This is a genomic window from Streptomyces sp. DI166, from assembly GCF_900091315.1.
GTDB lineage: Bacteria > Actinomycetota > Actinomycetes > Streptomycetales > Streptomycetaceae > Streptomyces > Streptomyces fuscus.
The window spans coordinates 1-18,369 of record NZ_FLSP01000082.1; the positions used below are offsets into that span (position 1 = coordinate 1).

General features: G+C 70.8%; 19 protein-coding genes. 11 read left to right on the forward strand and 8 right to left on the reverse strand.

Annotation, left to right across the window (positions count from 1 at the left end; translation table 11 throughout):
- Nucleotides 1-333 (forward strand): transposase (locus GA0115233_RS30735; protein ID WP_176712001.1); only part of this gene is annotated, 333 nt, incomplete at its 5' end.
- A 62-nt stretch (nucleotides 334-395) separates the two neighbouring features.
- Here GA0115233_RS30735 and GA0115233_RS30740 read toward each other — a convergent pair.
- The 3 genes from GA0115233_RS30740 to GA0115233_RS30750 are packed head-to-tail and all read right to left on the reverse strand — an operon-like array spanning nucleotide 396 to nucleotide 1,454.
- Entirely contained in the window at nucleotides 396-752 is a 357-nt protein-coding gene (locus tag GA0115233_RS30740; RefSeq protein ID WP_093723593.1) for a tautomerase family protein, read from the reverse strand.
- A gap of 22 nt (nucleotides 753-774) precedes the next feature.
- Nucleotides 775-1,182 (reverse strand): PIN domain-containing protein, encoded by a 408-nt coding sequence (locus tag GA0115233_RS30745; protein WP_093723594.1) that lies wholly within the window; start codon nucleotides 1,180-1,182, stop codon nucleotides 775-777.
- Nucleotides 1,179-1,454, reverse strand: coding sequence for a hypothetical protein (locus GA0115233_RS30750; RefSeq protein ID WP_093723595.1), 276 nt, complete (start codon nucleotides 1,452-1,454; stop codon nucleotides 1,179-1,181). Before GA0115233_RS30750 ends, GA0115233_RS30745 begins: the two co-directional genes overlap by 4 nt.
- 475 nt (nucleotides 1,455-1,929) lie before the next feature.
- Between GA0115233_RS30750 and GA0115233_RS30755 the strand changes: the two genes are divergently transcribed.
- From GA0115233_RS30755 to GA0115233_RS30770, 4 genes are all read left to right on the forward strand, one after another.
- Nucleotides 1,930-2,436 (forward strand): hypothetical protein, encoded by a 507-nt coding sequence (locus tag GA0115233_RS30755; RefSeq protein WP_141689589.1) that lies wholly within the window; start codon nucleotides 1,930-1,932, stop codon nucleotides 2,434-2,436.
- A 132-nt stretch (nucleotides 2,437-2,568) separates the two neighbouring features.
- Complete coding sequence (locus GA0115233_RS30760) at nucleotides 2,569-2,784, forward strand: hypothetical protein (RefSeq protein ID WP_199809345.1); 216 nt, start codon at nucleotides 2,569-2,571, stop codon at nucleotides 2,782-2,784.
- Complete coding sequence (locus GA0115233_RS30765) at nucleotides 2,771-3,280, forward strand: DUF6879 family protein (protein ID WP_093723597.1); 510 nt, start codon at nucleotides 2,771-2,773, stop codon at nucleotides 3,278-3,280. The genes GA0115233_RS30760 and GA0115233_RS30765 overlap by 14 nt, the downstream gene beginning before the upstream one ends.
- A gap of 23 nt (nucleotides 3,281-3,303) precedes the next feature.
- Nucleotides 3,304-4,110: a helix-turn-helix domain-containing protein gene (locus tag GA0115233_RS30770; RefSeq protein WP_255310417.1), complete on the forward strand. Its 807-nt coding sequence runs from the start codon at nucleotides 3,304-3,306 to the stop codon at nucleotides 4,108-4,110.
- A gap of 583 nt (nucleotides 4,111-4,693) precedes the next feature.
- On the opposite strand, the gene GA0115233_RS40730 is transcribed toward GA0115233_RS30770, so the two are convergent.
- From GA0115233_RS40730 to GA0115233_RS30795, 3 genes are all read right to left on the reverse strand, one after another.
- Nucleotides 4,694-5,212 carry a hypothetical protein gene (locus GA0115233_RS40730; RefSeq protein WP_141689590.1) on the reverse strand — a complete coding sequence of 173 codons (519 nt, stop codon included), beginning with the start codon at nucleotides 5,210-5,212 and terminating at the stop codon, nucleotides 4,694-4,696.
- Nucleotides 5,213-5,336: 124 nt separating this feature from the next.
- Nucleotides 5,337-5,552, reverse strand: coding sequence for a hypothetical protein (locus tag GA0115233_RS30790; protein ID WP_093723602.1), 216 nt, complete (start codon nucleotides 5,550-5,552; stop codon nucleotides 5,337-5,339).
- A 548-nt stretch (nucleotides 5,553-6,100) separates the two neighbouring features.
- Nucleotides 6,101-7,345, reverse strand: a complete 1,245-nt coding sequence (locus GA0115233_RS30795; RefSeq protein ID WP_176712002.1) for a helix-turn-helix domain-containing protein — start codon at nucleotides 7,343-7,345, stop codon at nucleotides 6,101-6,103.
- 238 nt (nucleotides 7,346-7,583) lie between these two features.
- Here GA0115233_RS30795 and GA0115233_RS30800 point away from each other — a divergent pair, with 238 nt between their 5' ends.
- Complete coding sequence (locus tag GA0115233_RS30800; RefSeq protein WP_093723619.1) at nucleotides 7,584-9,002, forward strand: ATP-binding protein; 1,419 nt, start codon at nucleotides 7,584-7,586, stop codon at nucleotides 9,000-9,002.
- 43 nt (nucleotides 9,003-9,045) lie between these two features.
- Here the strand turns inward: GA0115233_RS30800 and GA0115233_RS30805 are convergent, their stop codons facing one another.
- Nucleotides 9,046-10,146: a DUF5937 family protein gene (locus GA0115233_RS30805; protein ID WP_093723603.1), complete on the reverse strand. Its 1,101-nt coding sequence runs from the start codon at nucleotides 10,144-10,146 to the stop codon at nucleotides 9,046-9,048.
- Between the two features lie 98 nt (nucleotides 10,147-10,244).
- On the opposite strand from GA0115233_RS30805, the gene GA0115233_RS30810 reads away from it, so the two are divergent.
- Together GA0115233_RS30810 and GA0115233_RS30815 are read left to right on the forward strand one after the other, a co-directional pair.
- Nucleotides 10,245-10,733: an aminoacyl-tRNA deacylase gene (locus GA0115233_RS30810; protein ID WP_093723604.1), complete on the forward strand. Its 489-nt coding sequence runs from the start codon at nucleotides 10,245-10,247 to the stop codon at nucleotides 10,731-10,733.
- 13 nt (nucleotides 10,734-10,746) lie between these two features.
- Complete coding sequence (locus tag GA0115233_RS30815) at nucleotides 10,747-11,382, forward strand: LysE family translocator (RefSeq protein WP_093723605.1); 636 nt, start codon at nucleotides 10,747-10,749, stop codon at nucleotides 11,380-11,382.
- Here GA0115233_RS30815 and GA0115233_RS30820 read toward each other — a convergent pair.
- Nucleotides 11,369-11,917: a TetR/AcrR family transcriptional regulator gene (locus tag GA0115233_RS30820; RefSeq protein ID WP_093723620.1), complete on the reverse strand. Its 549-nt coding sequence runs from the start codon at nucleotides 11,915-11,917 to the stop codon at nucleotides 11,369-11,371. The genes GA0115233_RS30815 and GA0115233_RS30820 overlap by 14 nt on opposite strands.
- A 295-nt stretch (nucleotides 11,918-12,212) precedes the next feature.
- Between GA0115233_RS30820 and GA0115233_RS30825 the strand changes: the two genes are divergently transcribed.
- The 3 genes from GA0115233_RS30825 to GA0115233_RS30835 are packed head-to-tail and all read left to right on the forward strand — an operon-like array spanning nucleotide 12,213 to nucleotide 18,355.
- The gene (locus GA0115233_RS30825; RefSeq protein ID WP_093723606.1) at nucleotides 12,213-14,075 is read left to right on the forward strand and encodes an RICIN domain-containing protein; all 1,863 of its coding nucleotides are present in this window, start codon (nucleotides 12,213-12,215) and stop codon (nucleotides 14,073-14,075) included.
- A gap of 36 nt (nucleotides 14,076-14,111) precedes the next feature.
- On the forward strand, nucleotides 14,112-17,117 hold the full coding sequence (locus tag GA0115233_RS30830; protein ID WP_093723607.1) for an ATP-binding protein: 3,006 nt from the start codon (nucleotides 14,112-14,114) through the stop codon (nucleotides 17,115-17,117).
- A gap of 44 nt (nucleotides 17,118-17,161) precedes the next feature.
- Nucleotides 17,162-18,355 (forward strand): NAD(P)/FAD-dependent oxidoreductase, encoded by a 1,194-nt coding sequence (locus GA0115233_RS30835; protein WP_093723608.1) that lies wholly within the window; start codon nucleotides 17,162-17,164, stop codon nucleotides 18,353-18,355.
- The last annotated feature ends 14 nt before the right edge of the window (nucleotides 18,356-18,369 follow it).

Here is an 18,369-nt window from a genome sequence, read left to right on the forward strand (position 1 = left end):
ATCCCCAAGGTCAAAGACATGCTGCTGGAGGCGAAGGACGACCTGACGGCCTTCGCCGCCTTCCCGGAGCGACATTGGAAGAAGATCCAGTCCACCAACCCGCTGGAACGGATCAACCGCGAAGTCAAGCGCCGCACCGACGTCGTCCAGGTCTTCCCCAACGACGACGCGCTCCTGCGGCTGGTCACCGCCGTGCTCTTCGAACTGCACGACGAATGGATCGCCTTCCCCCGCCGCTACCTGCCCGAGGGAAGCATGGACCAGCTCTACCCCACCGAGCGCCCCGCAAGCGCCCCCGCGCTACCCAACACCACCAACACAACCGCCAAGTGATCGGCTACACCACGAGAAGGGACACGACCGGGACCTGATTGGACTGGCTTGGGGTGCGGGGTTCAGCGGCCAGGGACAGGGAGGTCGCCCTCGACGTACTGGGCGCGGCCGTCGGCGAAGGACCAGTCGTCGGGGCGGTTCTCGAAGTACCTGACGAACAGGTTCTTGCCGTTCACGCCGACGGCGGCCAGGCGCTCGGCGAGTGTCTTGTGGACGAGCTGCTTGACCTCGGTGGAGCGGCCGCGCTGGGTGAAGATGTGGACGATCACTGCGCTCGTCGGGCTGCGCTCGAAGCCGAGGCGGCGTCCAGGGGATGCTGCGTGGACGGTGTCGCCGACGTGTGAGTGCCGGGCCTCCGCGAAGCCCTCGGTGCCCTCGTCGAGGAGCCGAGTGCATCGTCGGCCCGACCTGCCCCTCATCAAAGAGGGGCGAACGCCAAGCTCAGACGTCCTTGATCTGTACGCGGTCGCCGCACAGTTTCGACCAGTCGTCGCGGTCCGAGGTCAGCACCAGCACGGGTGGCGGGGAGCGGAGCGCCATCGCGGCGACGAGGGCATCGATGCCGTACTTGTGGCCGTGCAGGCCGCCGGCGTCGCTCAGCAACTGCACTGCGGTGAGGCTGTCCGCCTGGGTGACGTCCTGGACCTGAAGCCGGGAGAGCACCCAGCGCAGCCGAGCGGTGTCCGTCTTCCCGTAGACGGCCTCCACCACGGTCAGGGCCGATACGAGGACGGGCACGCCTACGCGCCGAGCAGCCTCGAGCCGGGTGACCATCTGGCGGTCGTTGCGCAGCAGCAGCGACAACGCCTGGGAGTCCAGCACCAGGGACCTGGCCGCGGGCTCCTTCATGCGGCGCTGTCGCCGGACGCGTACGGCGCCGGTGCGTCACCGAACAGTTCGCGCTGCGCGGCCTGGACCTCGGCCTCGCTCAGCGGTTCATGCTCGGCTTCGTAGGCAGCCACGATCTCGGCGAGGCCGTCCATCGCCAACTGGTGCCGGACGGCCGCGGTCACGTACGCGGACACGCCGCGCTTGCCGGTGCGCGTGCGCAGAGCGCCGAGCAGTTCCGAGGGCATCGAGACGGAGATGTTCTCCGTGCCGCCGGGGCGGGGTGACTTCATGGGGCCCATTCTAGTACAGGATCTATTACATCGGGTGGGATGCTGCGCAGCCCGCATCCGGCGGCGTAGTCTCGGCGTCATTGGATCTTCTTGTACTTTGTCGCGGCGCCCGTGCTGGGATGGTGCTGGGATGTGCTCGCATTTCCGCAGGTCAGAGCCTTGTCGTGGAGTTCCGGTTCAACGTGTAGCGGCTGATTCCTTGATCTGCTGAGATGCAGGTCAGAGGGTAAATCCGCAGGTCAGGGGCCAGATCTCACGGTCTGGCCCCTTCTTGTTTTCTCCTGCTGATTCCGGCCTTTTCCGGGTCCTGTGCTGACTTGGTGCTGACGTGCTGACGAGGGTTGACCGGCCCTGACCTGGGGCAACGGCGGGGGTGAGTGTGCTGATCAAGGACCTGAGTGTGCTGACTGTGCCGTCCTCTGTCTGGCTGGTGCCGAGACCTCCGAGAAGGCCCGTGCGGCATCGGTGGTCGAATATGGTTCGGTTCGACTGGGCAGGTCTTCAGGGACGATCGCCGGGGGGCGACGTGGGCGAGGGGTATGGGTTCCTCGATATCGACGAGCGGTGCACGCCTGGGCTCTATGGCCCGAAGGGCACTCGCCCCGGCTACGCCTACAGGACTGAGTGTGATCACCCCTCTCCGTGCGGCTGGCTCTACGTCGTTGAATTTTCCGATGGCGTCGTGAAGGTTGGAAGGACCGCTGACGCCAGACAGCGGATCAAGCGGCACGGCTGGGATGCCAAGGCCCGTGGTGCGGAGATCTGTAGCTGGTGGATCTCCGTGCTGCACTCCAACACAAGTGAAACGGAGCGAGTGCTCAAAGAGTGCTGCTCGCGCCACTGGGGCCTGTTCGACGGCGATGAGTACTTCGCTGATGCGGACTTCGATATGGCCGTCACGTATGCGATGTTCTTTCGCTACCAACGGCCGTGTAGCAGGGAGTACTGGAAGCAGGAGCTCGGCTCGCGAAGGCGGATCTGACTCACTCTCTTACGGCGGATAGGCGCGTGTCCCACAAGGTTTCCCGTTCTGGAAAGCCGGGGAGCTTGACCCGGAAGTTGGCAGGTCGGAAGCATCGGCTTGACCAAGCCTGTCGACAGGAGGGGGAAAGCCGTGGGTGCACCGCTGCGGAAGCTCTCGGGAGACCCGGACTGCAAGAACGGCACTTGCCCCACCCTGTGGGGCACGGCCGACGGCAAGGAGTACGTCGTACAGGGTTACGTGATCAACGACCCTGAGCGGCTGGCGCAGCTCGACCTACCCGAGGGTGAGACGGCGGTCATGGTCCCCGCAGCCGTGCTGGAGGAGTACTTTCGTGCTCACCGGTGAGGAGTTCGGGCGCCTCTTCGAAACGTTCGAGCGGACCGCGTTCCGGCTGGAGACACTGGCCGAGTACGACGTGGAAGAGGAGCGCGAGGAGATCTCGCGCTTCCTGGCCGGCGAGGACATGGGGCCGGAGTGGGACGACAACCCATGGGTGCGGTCCATGACCGACAAGGGCAAGCAGGTGTCCCGCGTCCACGTCCTGCGCTCCCCGCTGACCGACTACCTGCGCTACGAGCTGGCGGCCTACCCCGGCAACATCAAGGCCGGGGAGTCGATCGGCATCATCGACCTGGCCGAGCAGGACGTGGACGGTCTGCCCGACCATGACTTCTGGCTCTTCGACGACCGCGACGTGTACCGGATGCACTACACACCCGAGGGCCGGTTCCTCGGCGGTGAACGCCTGCCTGCCGTCCGCCTCCCGGAGTACCGGGGATACCGGCACCTGGCGCTCTCCCGGGCCGTGCCGTTCGCGACCTACTGGGAGCGGCACCACTGACCACGGAATCCCTCGGAAGAGCGCTGCGGACACTGCGCGAGGCATCGGGACTGACCGGCAGCGCAGTGGCCCGTAGGGCTTCCATGTCCGCAGCCAAGCTCTCGAAGATCGAGAACGGCCGGACCATGCCCACGGTGCAGGACGTCGACCTCGTCTTGTCCGCCCTCGGGGTGTCCGAGGAGGCCAAGGAACAGTTCCTCGCAGCGGCGCGAGTCGAGGCCACGGAAGCCACGGCGTGGCGTCTGCTGCGCCGTATGGGGGCGTGGAAGCACCAGAACACGATCAAGGGCATCGAGGCCAACACGAAGGCGCTCAGGCTGTTCCAGGGGCAGCTCATCCCCGGCCTTCTCCAGACTCCTGAGTACGCCACGGCGGTGTTCTCACTGCCGCCGGCTCTGCCGGACGAGACCAAGGCACGGACAGTGGCGGCCCGGCTGGAGCGGCAGGCCGCGCTGTACGAGGACGGGCGGTCGTTCCACTTCGTTATCTGCGAGCATGTGCTGCGGTGGCTGATCTGCGAGCCGGCCGTCATGGCCGTACAGCTCGACCGACTTGTGTCCCTGTCCAGGCTCCCCGCCGTGTCCATCGGCTTCGTCCCTCAAGCGGGCCGGAAGCCGGACTTCCCCATGACCTGCTTCAGCATCCACGACGACAGCCTCGTCATCGTCGAGACCTTCCACTCGGAGGTGACGACACGGGACCCGCGGGACGTCCAGACGTACGTCGACACTTTCGACAGGTTCGCCGCGGTGGCGCTCTACGGCGACGACATGCGCAGTCTCGTCGAGGGCATCCGGGACGAGTTCTTGCGGCAACAGGAAAGACGGTAGGTCCGCCAGGCGAGCAGCTCCACGATGAGATCAAAGTGGATCGGAGTCGGGAGAGCCATGCCAACAAGGACCAGCACCCAGTCGGGACCCGTGCACCTGTCCCTGCCCAGCGCCCAGCCAGAGCCGGTCTCCGGGTGCCGGCACTGCCTTGAACTCGCGGTGAGACGAAGGAACGCCGTCTCGTCGGGCGACTACTCCAAGGCGACAGACGTGAACGTGACCCTGCGAGCGCACCTCAAGGAAGCGCACGGAGGTGAGGGATGACCAGAGCGGTCCTGCGTTACGTCGAACACCGGATCACACAGCACCCCGGAACCGACGTGACGTTCGAAGCGGAGTGCCTGAACTGCGACTGGAAGACCAAGCCTTCGCAGGACGGGGCAGCCGTCGACCTGGAGTGCATGCGCCACACCGGCAGGACTGGGCATCAGAGCTTCCGACGAGTCTGCACCTCTCTCGCCCTCGTTGCGCGGGCTGAGTAGCAGCGACCTGTCCATCTGGACACGACGCGCTGGCACAGGCAGGCGAAAAGCCCTCGCGCCGTGCGCGGCTGAGGCGCATGACGCGAGGGCCTGTGGTGTGACTACTCAGAGGCGCGAGCAACGCGCAGGCGAGCATGAAGCGTCTGCCGAGAGATGCCTGTCATGCGAGCAAGGGCAGCGATGTTGACTTCGACTCCCAGCTCTTCCATGCGCAGCACTTCGTGCACGACGCTGTCGGCTGCGCCGTTACGCATCGCGTTGGCCATCGCCCACTCGCATGCGCGGCCTTGAAGAGTAGCGATGCGGTACTCCAGGTGCGGGTCGCGATCCCCGTGCGTCAGCAACTCCTCAGCCGAAACTCGCTCCACCTGATCGAGGAGCTTGCGTGCCTCCTCCGGGTCAGCTTCGAGGAGCCAGGCCATGGCCAGGGCAGGCCAAGGGCGTCCCTTGAGGCGTTCGTGTATCTCGGCCTTCTGCGTGGAGCGGACCGCCGCTTCGCGTGCTTGCTCAGCCTGGGCTTTGTCGCCCTGCGCGTCGTACTGGGCGGCCTTCCGGTAGTGATCGCCGGCGGTGACCCGGAGTTCTTCCGCTCGGCGAGCGAGGTGGGCGTCATCAAACATGCCTACATGTAAAGACCTTGTCTCTGATGAAGTCAAGTTCTTTACATACCCTGGGGTGGGGGGTGACCCCCTGGAGGGGATCCGCGCACCGCCGGGTTTTAGCGGCCAAGGTTGCGCCACGGTTTCAGGGTCGATCCGAGGGTGTGATTCCCAGCGTGCCGTCGAGGGCCTGGCGAACGTGGCCGGCAGTCAGGACCGTGCCAGGGTTGGCCGTGGCGAACAGACGGAGTCGGCCGAGCGGGGAGTCGGCAGGCGGGGGCGCATCCGCCAGCTCGGCGCCAGCGATCTGGAGGGCGAAGCGGAGGCCGGTGTCGTCCGGGTCGACGTGATGGTTGGACATCGCCCCAAGGTAACGCTCGGTAGGTCTGCCGTCTTCGGGCTTCCGGGCCGCTGTGCGGCTGTCTTGCGGCCGAGGTTCCTGACCGCCGCGTCTTACCGGCCGAGAGCGTGTCACGGTTTCAGGGTCGTTCCGGCTTTCGAACTCGATTCGCCAGGAGCCTTGTGCAGCCCTCCGCTGTGGATCCCGGCGCGGACACGCGCTACCGGTGGCGAAGTTCCCGCGCGATCATGGTTGCGGCGGATTCCTCGTCGCCGGTGCGGTAGTTGACGAAGGCATCGTGCATGGCGGTTCCCTTCGTGAGAGGACAGGGAGCAGGCTCCGGCCCCACGGCCGCATGGAGCGTCCATGGAGGGCATGCGAATGGAGGGGATGTCGTAGGCGCGGGAGCTGGTCGCGGACAGCGCAAGGCCGGCCAGGGCCGCGCAATGCGACGCGGCGAGCTGAAGGCAGAGGACGGCTAAGGCTCGTGTAGCGAGCCGGGAGAAGGGGACACGGGAGGGACCGACGGAGCCGAAGGCCGTGATCCCGCCTCGATTGTGGTGCGGCTGTCAGTCGTGAGCGGGGGCGAGTACGCGTGCCAGCCCGGGTTGCAGATCACGTACGGCGCGGCTGCTCCGGAACCGGGAGAGTTCCCGTGCGAGACGCCGGATGTCGCTGTTGACCGTTGCCGACGGAACAGCGGGCATGACGTCGAGCAGATCCTGGGCGATCGCACACGCGTGCTCGACCTCCCCGGAGGCAGCGTGGGCCAAGGACCGGCGGAAACCGTATCGGGTGCGAGTGCGCAGCGCGTGCGGAGGGAGGCGGCGGCACTCTCGGTCGAGGGTCGCGGCAGCGGCCTCGGGACGGCCGAGGTCGTACAGGCACCAGCCGGTCGACATCGCTGCCGGATCGCTCACATGGGAGGTGCCGATCACGGGTTCGCCGCCGCTGCGGGCGTCGTCGGCCAGCAGTTCCCGGGCCCTGTCGAGGCTGCGTAGGCAGTCGACTTCGTTGCCGACGAGTGCGTGTCCCTGGGCTTCCCGCTGGGCCGCAAGTCCTCGGATGCGCGGGGGGAGTTCGCTGCTTTGAGCGCGGCGGGCCAGGGCGATGGTGCCGGCGGCGTCCCCGCCGTACATCGTGACGAGGGCGCGGCGCACCAGTGTGTAGGAACCGAGGTACGGGTCACCTCCGGCGCGTGCCAACTCGGCTGCTTCCCCCGTCCAGCAGAGTGCCGCGTCGCCATTTCCGGCTTCTTGTGCCATCCAGCCGGTGAACTCCGCGAACCGGGAGGCCAGCAGGAGTGCGGAGGATCGTGTGGCCGACCGGGCGTCGGTGGCCAGCGCGGCGACCATGCGCGTCTGCGTCTCCAGCAAGGGCAGCAGGACCTTGGGGTCCGTGGACTGGCCGAGCGTACGCAACTGGTCGAACTGCGCGTGGAACGAAGGCAGGAGAGGATCATCGGTGGACGAGATCGCTTCGCTGCCAAGTTTCAGGCCGAGGTCGATCAACACTCCCGTACCCGCGGAGAGGACCGCACGACGCCCGATGAGCCAGCGACTTGGGCGGGTGGTGGATTCGGTGCCGTCCGCATCGGTCTCGGTACGGACAGCCAGGCGCTGGAGCTTGCCGTCCGCACCGAGGAAGGCGTCGCATCGCCGCGCCAGTTCGGGCGACGCGGCACGCTCGCCGCGCTCCACCTTGCTGAGATGCCCTTTGTCGTAGTTGAGCGCCACGGAGAACTCGGTCAGCGTCAGCCCCGCCTTCAGGCGTAAGCGGCGAAGTTCCGGTCCGAAACGCAATGCCATGCTCATCTACCCCCTTGGAATCGCGCCCGCGGGAGCCGTTCCGCCCTGCGGGGAGCCGTCGGCAGGTGAGCACCTACGGTGACGGCTTCGTTTCGCTTCGTTTCCGAGAGTGAGTCTGGCACGGCGAAAGCCTGGGTAATCACGGTTCGCCGTCGTTGCCCGTTGCCTCTTTTTGGTCATAGTGTGCTTACTAACCCTCATGTTGCTAACATCAGGGTTAGTTTCCCCTCAAGTGGCGGTGATCATGGTCGACTTCGTAGGCCGGCGGCAAGAGCTCGCGACGCTGGAGCGTGAGCTGCGGAAGGTGGCGGACGGGGTCGGTGGGGAGCGGCCCGGGCGGTGTGTGATGTTGCGGGGGCGGCGGCGGGTCGGGAAGTCGCGGCTGGTCGAGCGGTTCGCGGAGCGGTCCGGGGCGCCGTTTCTGTTCTACGCCGCCACGGGGGCGTCGCCCGGTGATGATCTGGCCCGGCTCGCCCGCGATGCCCAGGCGTCGACGTTGCCGCTCGCGGGGCTGATCTCCGCCGCGCGGCCGGAGAGCTGGGACGCGGCGTTCGACGTGCTCGGCGCCGCGCTGCCCGCCGACCGGGCCAGCGTGCTCGTCATCGACGAGGTGCCCTACCTGATGGATGCCGAAGGCGCCTTCGAGGGGATGTTGCAGCGGGCCTGGGACCGGGTGCTGGAGACCAGGCCGGTGCTGCTCGTCCTCATCGGTTCCGACCTGTCGATGATGGAGACGCTGAACAGCTACGGACGCCCCTTCCACCAGCGCGGCCGGGAGATGGTGCTCGGCCCCCTCAACCCCGCCGAGGTCGGACAGATGCTCGGCCTGGACCCGGCGGACGCCTTCGACGCCGCGCTCGTCACGGGCGGGCTGCCGTTGATCTGTGCCGAGTGGCCGCGCGGCGCCGGACTGTGGGACTTCCTCGGGGAGGCGTTGCAGGACCCGGTGTCCGCCCTGCTCGTGTCGGCCGAGCGATCGCTCGCCGCCGAGTTCCCGCCGCAGGCCCAGGCCCGCACCGTGCTGTCGGCCATCGGCAGTGGTGAGCGGACCTTCACCAATATCGGCCGGGCGGCGGGCGGGATCGGGGCCACGCCGCTCCAGCGGTCTCTGGAGCTGTTGATCGGCAAGCGGATCGTGGCCGGTGAACTGCCCATCTCAACGCGCCCGTCGAAGGACCGGCGCTACCGGGTGGCCGACCCCTACATGCGGTTCTGGCTGCACCTGCTCGAACCGTCCATGGAGGAGATCGAGCGGGGGCGGGGTGATCTCGCGATGGCGCGAGTGCGGGAGAACTGGACCAGTTGGCGCGGACGGGCGGTCGAACCGGTCGTCCGTGAGGCGCTGGCCCGGATGCTGCCCGACGACCGGCTTCCCGCGGCCCCGGCCGTTGGGGGCTACTGGACCCGTACGAACGACGTGGAGATCGACCTGGTCGGCGCCGACCGTGCCCCGGTCGCCCGGCAGTTGCTCTTCGTCGGCTCCGTCAAGTGGCTGGAGCGGTCGCCGTTCGACCGGCACGACCTGGCCGCCCTGCACCGGCACCGGGCCGCCCTCACCGACGAGCCGGTTCCCGTCGTGGCGGTCTCGCGCAGCGGAGTGGACTGCCCGGGGCTCGATGCCGTCTACGAGCCCGCGGACCTACTCGCGGCCTGGCCCCTGTGAAGGGGCGGCGTGGGGCTCCGACCTGCGAGCTCCCGCCGTCCCGTCAGTCCCGTGAGGGCGCCGTCAGCGTCGTCAGGGCCGTCGCCAGTTGGGTCAGGCGGCCGGGGGCGAGGGAGTACAGGACGTAGTAGCCCTCGCGGCGGGTGGTGGTCAGGCCCGCTTGGGTGAGTTGGTGGAGGTGGCGGGAGGTGACCGAGGGGGAGAGGCCGAGGAGGGTGGCCAGTTCGTGGGTGGTGCGGCTCTGGGCCGCGAGGTGGGTGACGATCTGCAGGCGGGGGGCCGCGGCCAGGGCGCGCAGCAGGGTGAGGGTGTCCTCCTGGCTGGCGGGGCGGGCCGCCGCGGCGGGGGCGAGGGGCAGGGCGGGGTAGGTGATCCGCAGGCCCCAGGGGCTGTCGCAGGTGACGCGGACGTGCGGCCAGACGTAGTGGCTCGCGATGAAGGTGACGGGGTTGGCCGGGGTGACGGTCAGGTCGTGGTCGTGCGGGCGGTCCAGGCGCAGGGTGCGGGCCGCGGGGTCGATGCGGATCTGCGGGGCCAGGGTGCGGAGCATCGGGAGCAGGCCCTGGTGGGCGATCCGGGCTCCGGAGCGGGCGATCGACTCGTAGAGGGAGGATTCGACGCGGTCCCATTCCTCGGCGAACGCCGCGCTCCAGTAGTCCTCCAGCGTGGTGAGGGCGGCGTCGAGGCGTGGGCGGGGGTCGGTGAGGATGTCCCGCAGGGTGGCGGCTCGGGCCGGGGCGGTCTGCTGAAGCTCCGTCAGGGCCGCGTCGCGTGCCGCTCGGTCGTGGACCAGGGCGGGTGCGGAGTGGCGGGTCGGGTCCATGAGGGTCTTGGCGAGTTCGACGGCCAGCAGGTCGGGTGGCTGGGCCCGTACGGTCGCGAGCTGCTCCGCGAAGTCCGCGTCCTGGTCCCAGGCCCCCGCCTCGAAGAGCGCCGGGATGTAGTCGGCCACGACGAAGCCGTACTCGCGCAGCCGGCGGCGCAGCGCGGCGGGGAGTTTGCGGCAGCGGCGTACCCACGGCACGTGCAGCGCGTGGTGCCCCGGGTCGGTGAGCACGTGCCAGGAGTGGACGGCTTCGAGCAGCGGTGAGACGGAGAAGGAGATGTGCTCCTCGGCCGACTCCGCGAAGCGCAGGGTGATCACGATTGCAGGATTTCACAATCAGTTGATCGGATCTCGCCGCGCCGAGCAGGCTGGGGGCCGGTCCTCTCCCCATCCCTGGTTGAAAGGCGTGGTGTGCCATGAGTGCTGCCGTTCCGCCCTGGCGGGCCGTGCTGGACGCCCACGGGTGCGCCTACGTCGTGCACGAGCACGCCGCAGCGCACACCGTCGCCGAGCGCCGGGCCCTGCCGTTCCCCTGGTCGCAGGCCGTCAAGACGCTCGCGTTCACGGCCCCCGAGGTGCCGCTGCTGCTCGTCGCCCTGCGCGCGCCGGACCGGGTGGACTTCGCCCGCCTCGCCGCCGCCGTCGGCACCAGCCGGTCCGGCCTGCGTACGGCGGACGCCGAGCTGCTCGCCGCGGAGGGGCTGGTCCCGGGCGGTATTCCGCCGGTCAGCCACCGGCCCGGGGTGCCGTGTCTGATCGATGTCGCGGTCGGCGAGCCGGACCGGCCCGTCTACTGCGGCGGCGGATCGCCCGCCCGCACGCTGCGGATCGCCTCCGGCGCCCTGGCCGCTCTGCCGCGCGCCCGCACCGTACACGTCGCCCGTGAACCGAACCCGCACGGCTAGGAGGAACCGGCCCATGGTGCACACCGAGAACCTGCTCGCCTTCGCCGCGATGTCCCTGGTCGTGATCGCGGTCCCCGGCCCGAGCGTCCTGTTCGTCGTCGGCCGCGCCCTCGCGCACGGCCGCCGCACCGCGCTCGCCACGGTGCTGGGGAATCTGCTGGGCTCCTACGCCCTCATCGTCGCCGTCGCGCTCGGGCTGGGCAGCCTGGTGCAGCGGTCGGCCACCGTGTTCACGGCGGTGAAGCTCGCGGGTGCCGCGTATCTCGTCTACCTGGGCGTGCAGGCGTTCCGGCACCGCGGGCGGCTGCGGACGGAGGTGGCGGCCGGGGCGGACGAACGGCGCGGTGATCTGCGTACCGTCCTGGACGGCCTGCTCGTCGGCGCGACCAACCCCAAGGGCCTGGTGTTCTTCGCCGCCGTCCTGCCCCAGTTCGTCGACCACGACGCCGGGAACATCCCGCTCCAGATGATGGTCCTCGGCCTGATCCCGGCCGCTATCGGCCTGGTCAGTGACACGCTCTGGGGGCTGTGCGCGTCGGCGGCCCGCACCTGGTTCGCCGGCTCCGAGCGCCGTATGTCGGCGATCGGCGGCACGGGCGGCGTCGCGCTGATCGGGCTGGGGTTCACCGTCGCCGTCAGCCGTCAGTGACGTCGGCGCCGAGCCCCGCCAGCAGTGCCGTGATCGCCCGGTCCGTGGACGCCGCCATGTCCACCCGGTCCGGTGCCAGCAGCCACTGGACCTGGAGGCCGTCCATGACGGCGATGACGGCGTTCGCGGTGTCCGTCACCGCCGTGTCGTCCGGGAGTTCACCCAGCTCGCATGCCTCCCGCAGCGCCTCGACGACCATGGCCCGCAGTCCCTCGTACCGGTCGCGGAAGTACTCCTGCGCCGGGTGGCCCTCCGTGACGCTCTCCGCGGACAGGACCGCGTACAGCCGTACGATCCCCTCGCGTTCGGCGTTGCGGGACGCGGTGTCGACCAGGTGGCGAAGGAAGGCCAGGCCACGGGGGCGTTCGGTGCCGAGCTGCTCGATGTCGGCGGCGTCACGCAGGTCCAGCACGCTGGTCAGCAGCTGGGCCTTGGTGCGGAAGTAGTGCAGCACGCCGGCCTGGGTGAGTCCGGCGCGGTCGGCGATCTCCTGGAGCGAGGCGTTGTGGTAGCCGCGGGCGGCGAACGTGTCCATCGCGATCCGCAGGATGTCCTGCTGCCGCCGCTTGGCCTCCGCGCTGCGCGGCGTCCTGGGCTGCGTCCTGCGGGGCGTACGGCTTACCGGCTGGTCACTCACCCGGCTCAGCATAGGTGGGCCGGAGCGCTCGTGATCGGCTTCCGAAACCGCTCCTCGACAGTGTGAGCTGTATCACTTACTAAGTACTTAGTGGGTGTGCTTTCATGTCGCCGCCCTTCGACGTCCGATCCGCGTCGGCGGACCGGGTGCACCACCCCTCGTGTCAGGTCACCCCACCGAAGGAGAGCCGCCCGTGTCCCTCCCCACGACCAGCAGAGCCCGCGCCGCGGGCGCGGCACTGATCCTCGCCGTGTCCGGTCTCACCGCGGCCGTCGGCACCGGTACCGCCGAAGCCGCCGACCCCACCGCCCAGGTCTGGGTCACCACCCCCGACGGTTCGCGGAAACTCGCCGTCGAGACCGTCCCGTTCGACAGCGCCCCCCAGCCCGTCGACATCCGCGTCGACGCCGGGAACCGGGGCCAGCGCTTCACCGGTGCCGGGGCCTCCGTCACCGAGGCCTCCGCCCACCTCGTCCAGCAGCTGCCCGCCGACAAACGCGCCGAACTGATGAAGTCCCTGTTCTCGCCCACCGAGGGCATCGGCCTGAACTACCTCCGCCAGCCCCTCGGCAGCACCGACTTCAACTCCGGCGGGTCCTACACGTACGAGGACACCAAGGGCGCCTTCTCCATCGCCCGCGACCAGGCGGAGATCATCCCGGTCGTCAAACAGGCCCAGGCCCTCAACCCGGAGATCCGGTTCATGGGCTCGCCCTGGTCGCCCCCGGCCTGGATGAAGACCGGCAACTCGCTCAACGGCGGCAGCCTCAAGCCCGACCACTACCAGGCGTACGCGGACTACCTGGTCAAGGCCGTCAAGGCGTACGGGCAGCAGGGCATCACCCTCACCGACCTCACCGTCCAGAACGAGCCCGAGTTCGCCACGACCTACCCGTCGATGGCGATGACCTCGGGCGAGCAGGCGGCCTTCCTCAAGGTCCTCGACCGCACCCTCACCGCCCACGGCCTGCCCACCAACCTCCTCGCCTACGACCACAACTGGGACCACCCGAACTACCCGATCGAGGTCTTCGACTCCACGCGGGGCGTCCAACGGATCATCGGCGCCGCCTTCCACTGCTACGGCGGCGACCCCTCGGCCCAGCAGCGGATCGTCGACGCGGGCAAGCGGGTCTTCTTCACCGAGTGCTCCGGTACGGACACCGCCGACACCTTCGCCGACACCCTCAAGTGGCACGCCGAGAACCTCGTCGTACGCAACATGCGCCACGGCGGTGAGACCGTCGTCAACTGGAACCTCGCCCTCGACCGGAACGGCGGCCCCCACCAGGGGCACTGCGCCGACCGCTGCAACGGCGTCGTCGAGATCGCGAACGGCACGGTCACCCGGAACGCCGAGTACTACGTCCTCGGGCACATCACCAAGTTCGTCAGGCCCGGCGCCGTCCGCGTCGGCTCCACCAGCCAGGGCTCCGGAGGCGTGCAGAACGTCACCTTCCAGAACCCCGACCGGTCCTTCGCCGCCTACGTCGTGAACACCGCCGCCGGCGCGCAGCGGTTCTCGTTGACCGAGGGGGGCCGGTCGCTCGCGTACACCCTTCCGGCCGGGGCCGTCGCCACCGTCGTCTGGAGCGGCGAGGCCGAGCCGCAGGGGCCCATCGACCCCGCCGCCTGGTACCAGGTGGTCAACGCCGGCAGCCGCGCCTGCCTGGACGCCGCCGACTGGGGCACCGGTGACGGCACCGCCCTGCAGCAGTGGGCCTGCACAGCCGGTGCGAACCAGAAGTGGCAGCTCAGGCCCACCGGTGACGGCTACTACCAGGTGGTCAACCAGTTCAACGGCCGGGTCTGGGACGTCGACGGCGGCCCCGGCGCGACGGGTGACGGGACCAAGGTCCACCTGTGGACGTACGTCGGCAACAGCAACCAGCAGTGGCGGCCCGAGGCCACCGGCGGCGCCGCTCACTACCGGTTCGTCGCCCGGCACAGCGGCAAGTGCCTCGCCGTCGACAACGGCTCCACCGCCGACGGGGCCCAGCTGTCCCAGCGGACCTGCGACGGCTCCGACGCCCAGCGGTTCGGTCTGACCGGCTGACAGGAAACGGCGGCGTCGGCGCGGGACACTGCTGGTGTGCGGGAAGCTGCGGTGCGTGTGCAGGCGCTGGGCCGGCTGCGGGTCCGCCCGGTCGGCGGGCCGGAGTGGCGGCTGGGGTCCGCGCGGGCCGAGTCGCTGCTCGGGTACCTGGTGCTGCACCGCGGTACCGCGCACTCGCGGCAGCACCTGGCCGGGGTGCTGTGGCCGGAGTCGGGCGAGGCGCAGGCCCGCACCAATCTGCGCCACCTCCTGCACGGGCTGCGGCACACCGTCCCCGAGGTCGAGCAGGTGCTGGAGCTCACCCCGCGCACCGTGGCGTGGCGGGCCGGGGCCGGGTGCCTGCTCGACGTCGAGGAATTCGAGCGGGGCCTGGAGCGGGCCGGTACCACGGCGCGCGTGGACCGGGCCGCCGCGCTCGCCGATGCCGTCGCCCTCTACACCGGGGACCTGCTCGCCGACTGCGGTGATCCCTGGCCGGTCGCCGAGCGGGAGCGGCTGCGCGGGCGGTTCACCGACGCCCTGGAGGAACTGGGCGGCCTGCTGCACGCGGCCGACGACCAGCGCGGCGCGGCCGACGTACTGGAGCGGCTGGTCCGGGAGGACCCGGTGAGAGAGTCCGCGTACCGGGTGCTGATGCGGGCCTACGACGCGCTCGGCGACCGGGCGCGCGCGGTCCGGGCGTACCACGCGTGCGTGTCCGCCCTGGAGCGCGAGCTGGGGGTCGCCCCGTCCGCGCCGACCCGGGCCGCCTACGCCGGGCTGCTGGCCGTCGAGGGGCCCGACCCACCGCGGCACGGCGGCTCGCCCCGGCTGGTGGGGCGGCAGGCGGAGCGGCAGCGGCTGTCCGAGGCGTGGCGTACGGCGGCGGCCGGGCGGCCGGTGCTGGTGCTGCTGACCGGGGAGCCCGGCATCGGCAAGACCCGGCTCGCCGAGGACTTCGTGGCCTGGGCGGACCGGCGGCACGCCGTCACGGCGGTCGCGCGGGCGCACGCGGCCGAGGGCGGCCTCGCCTACGCGCCCGTCGTCGCCTGGCTGCGGGCCCCCGCGCTCAGGCCCGCCCTGGACCGGCTGGAGACGGCGTTCCGGGAGGAGCTGGCGCGGCTGCTGCCCGAACTGGGCGCCCACGAGCCGCCCGAGACCCTCCCCGCGGACGAGCAGCGCCAGCGCCTGTTCGGGTCCGTCGCCCGGGCACTGGAGGCGGCGGGCCGTCCGGTCGTCCTGCTCGCCGACGACCTGCACCGCTTCGACCGGGAGTCGCTGAGCCTGCTGCACTTCCTGACCCGCGCCGAGCCGCCCTTCCCACTGCTTGTGGTGGGCACGGCACGGCCGGAGGAGACGGACCGCGGGCATCCGCTGCACGAACTGCTCGGCGGGCTGGGGGCGCTCGGCCGGGCCGAGGTGCTGGAGCTGGGCCCGCTGTCGCGGGAGGAGACCGCGGCGCTGGCCCGCGGGATCGCGGGGGAGGGCGTCGACGCCGACCGTCTGCACACCGAGGCCGAGGGCAACCCGCTCTTCCTGATCGAGGCCCTGCGCGCGGGCCGGCTCAGCCCTCGCGTGCAGGCCGTGATCGAGGCACGGCTGGCCCAACTGTCGCCCGAAGCAGGAGAGTTGCTGGGGGTGGCCGCCACCGTCGGGCGGGAGTTCACCGCCGATGTGCTCGGCGCCGCCGCCGAAGTGGACGAGGCCGCCCTGGTCGCGGGCCTCGACGAGCTGTGGCGGCGCCGCGTCATCCGCGAACAGGGCCTGGACGCGTACGACTTCGCGCACGAGAAGATCCGCGAGGTGGCGTACGCCGCGGTGAGCCCGGCGCTGCGCCGGCACCACCACCGCAGGGTCGCCGACGTGCTCTCCCGGCCGCGGGAGGCCACCCCGGACGAGGTGTGCGGCCAGATCGCCGACCACTACCAGCGCGCCGGCGACACCGCCACCGCCGTGCCCTGGGCGCTGCGCGCCGCCGACGCCGCCTGTCGGCTGCACGCCAACGCCGAGGCCGTGGCCCTGCTCGACCGCATGCTGCGCCTGCTGCGCGAGCGGCCCGCCTCCGCCGAACGCGACCGGCTGGAGCTGGAGCTGCTCACGGCGCTGCCCGCACCGCTCGGCCAGGTGGAGGGCTACTCCGGCCCCCGTATGTCCGCCGCCCACACCCGCGCCCTGGAACTCGCCGCAACACTCGGCGCCGAACCCGCGCCGCCGCTGCTGCGCTCCCTGGCCGTCGCCGCCACCGTCGCCTCCGACTTCACCGCCACCGAGCGCTACGGCGGCCAACTCCTCGCCCAAGGCCGGGAGTCGGGGGACGACGTGCTCGTCGTCGAGGGGTCGTACGTGCTCGGCATCGCCGCGTTCTGGCAGGCCCGCTTCGACCACGCACGCGAGCACTTCGCCCGCGCCATCCGCTGCTACCGCCCCCGGCAGCGCGCCGTCCACCTGCTCCGCTACGCCCAGGACCCGCGGGTGGTGTGCCAGAGCAGGCTGGCCAACACGCTCTGGTTCATGGGCCGCCCGCAGGCCGCCGAACGGGCCCGGGACGCCGCGCTGGCGTACGCGGAGGAGACCGGACACCAGTACAGCAGGGCCGTCTGCCTGATCTTCGCCTCGGTGCTCGCGCTGGACATGCGGGACGACCGGGCGCTCCGCGCCCACCTGCGCGAACTGACCGAGCTGGACGACCCGGCGCCCCACGTACGGCTCCCGGCGGAGGCGTTCTCCGGCTACAGGGACGTACTCGACGGCCGTACGGCCCAGGGCGTACGGCGCTGCCGTCAGGCGATCGTCCGGATGGGCGGCGTGCAGCACGCGCCCGGAATGTCGGCCGTGCTGCACCGGATCCTGATGGGCGCCGCCGAGCGGGCCGGGGACGCGGAACGGGCACGGTGGGCGGCCGAGCGGCTGCTGACCATGGGCGGCGCGGCCGTGGTCTGGCGGCCCGAGGCCCTGCGGGTACGCGAGCGGCTGGACGCGGCGGAGGGCGACCCGGCGGCACCCCGCCCGGAACGGCTGAGGAACGCTCCCGGAACGGTCACCCGGCAAGGCTCGGACCCCTAGGGCGAGCCCCTGGCCGCCCGGACCCGGCCGAAGAGGAGGACGCCATGTCCACCACCTACGACGCCGTCGTCGTCGGAGCCCGTTGCGCGGGCGCCCCGACCGCGATGCTGCTGGCCCGCAAGGGCTACCGGGTGCTGCTGGCCGACCGTGCCGAACTGCCCAGCGACACCGTCTCCACCCACATGATCCACCCGCCCGGCGTGGCCGCCCTGGCCCGCTGGGGACTGCTCGACCGGGTGCGCGCCTCCGGCTGCCCGCCGATCACGGCGTACTCCTTCGACTTCGGGCCGTTCACCCTCACCGGCAGCCCGCGCCCGTACGACGGGACCGGGGTCGGGTACGCGCCGCGGCGGCGGGTGCTCGACGCGATCCTGGTGGAAGCCGCCGCCGAGGCGGGCGCGGAGGTACGGGACCGCTTCCACATCGACGAGGTGCTGACCGAGGGCGGGACCGTGGTCGGGGTCCGCGGGCACGGCAAGGACGGCGCGCGGTCCGTCGAGCGGGCCCGCGTGGTGATCGGCGCCGACGGGCGCGGCTCGCACCTGGCCCGGGCGGTCGGCGCGCGGACCTACCGGGAGAAGCCCCGACTGGAGTACGCCTACTACTCGTACTGGGCGGACCTGCCGCTGTCCGGCTTCGAGACGTGTGCCCGGCCCGGCCGGGGCTGGGGGACGATCCCCACCAACGACGGGCTGACCGTGGTGATCGTCGGCTGGCCGTACGCGGAGGCGCGGGCGTACCGGGCCGACGTCGAGGGCAACTTCCTCGCCACGCTGGACCTCGTCCCGGAGTTCGCCGAGCGGGTGCGCTGCGCCCGGCGCGCGGAGCCGTTCCTCGGCGGGGCAGTCCCCAACTTCTTCCGGGTGCCCTACGGGCCGGGCTGGGTGCTGGTCGGGGACGCCGGGTACACCAAGGACCCGATCACCGCGCAGGGCATCAGCGACGCCTTCCGGGACGCCGAGGCGTGCGCCGAGGCGCTGGACGACGTGTTCAGCGGGCGCCGCTCCTTCGAGCAGGCCCTGTCCGCCTTCCAGGAGGCGCGGGACGCGCATGTGTCGGAGATGTACGAGTTCACCACCCAGCTCGCCACGCTGGCACCCCCGCCGGACGACACCGCGCGCCTGCTCGCGGACGCGCTCGGGAACCGGGAGCGCATGGACCACTTCGCGAGCGTGGTCGCCGGAACGGCGCCCCCGCACAGCTTCTTCGCCCCCGTGGGCGCGGAAGTCCGGGCCTGACGAAGGGAGTGGTG

Bases quoted from the DNA above. Each gene is read 5' to 3' on its own strand.
- GA0115233_RS30740 (WP_093723593.1), bottom strand. From the start codon at position 752: ATGAGGGGCAGGTCGGGCCGACGATGCACTCGGCTCCTCGACGAGGGC.
- GA0115233_RS30745 (WP_093723594.1), bottom strand. From the start codon at position 1,182: ATGAAGGAGCCCGCGGCCAGGTCCCTGGTGCTGGACTCCCAGGCGTTG.
- GA0115233_RS30750 (WP_093723595.1), bottom strand. From the start codon at position 1,454: ATGAAGTCACCCCGCCCCGGCGGCACGGAGAACATCTCCGTCTCGATG.
- GA0115233_RS30755 (WP_141689589.1), top strand. From the start codon at position 1,930: ATGGTTCGGTTCGACTGGGCAGGTCTTCAGGGACGATCGCCGGGGGGC.
- GA0115233_RS40730 (WP_141689590.1), bottom strand. From the start codon at position 5,212: ATGTTTGATGACGCCCACCTCGCTCGCCGAGCGGAAGAACTCCGGGTC.
- GA0115233_RS30790 (WP_093723602.1), bottom strand. From the start codon at position 5,552: ATGTCCAACCATCACGTCGACCCGGACGACACCGGCCTCCGCTTCGCC.
- GA0115233_RS30795 (WP_176712002.1), bottom strand. From the start codon at position 7,345: ATGAGCATGGCATTGCGTTTCGGACCGGAACTTCGCCGCTTACGCCTG.
- GA0115233_RS30800 (WP_093723619.1), top strand. From the start codon at position 7,584: ATGGTCGACTTCGTAGGCCGGCGGCAAGAGCTCGCGACGCTGGAGCGT.
- GA0115233_RS30810 (WP_093723604.1), top strand. From the start codon at position 10,245: ATGAGTGCTGCCGTTCCGCCCTGGCGGGCCGTGCTGGACGCCCACGGG.
- GA0115233_RS30815 (WP_093723605.1), top strand. From the start codon at position 10,747: ATGGTGCACACCGAGAACCTGCTCGCCTTCGCCGCGATGTCCCTGGTC.
- GA0115233_RS30820 (WP_093723620.1), bottom strand. From the start codon at position 11,917: ATGGACACGTTCGCCGCCCGCGGCTACCACAACGCCTCGCTCCAGGAG.
- GA0115233_RS30835 (WP_093723608.1), top strand. From the start codon at position 17,162: ATGTCCACCACCTACGACGCCGTCGTCGTCGGAGCCCGTTGCGCGGGC.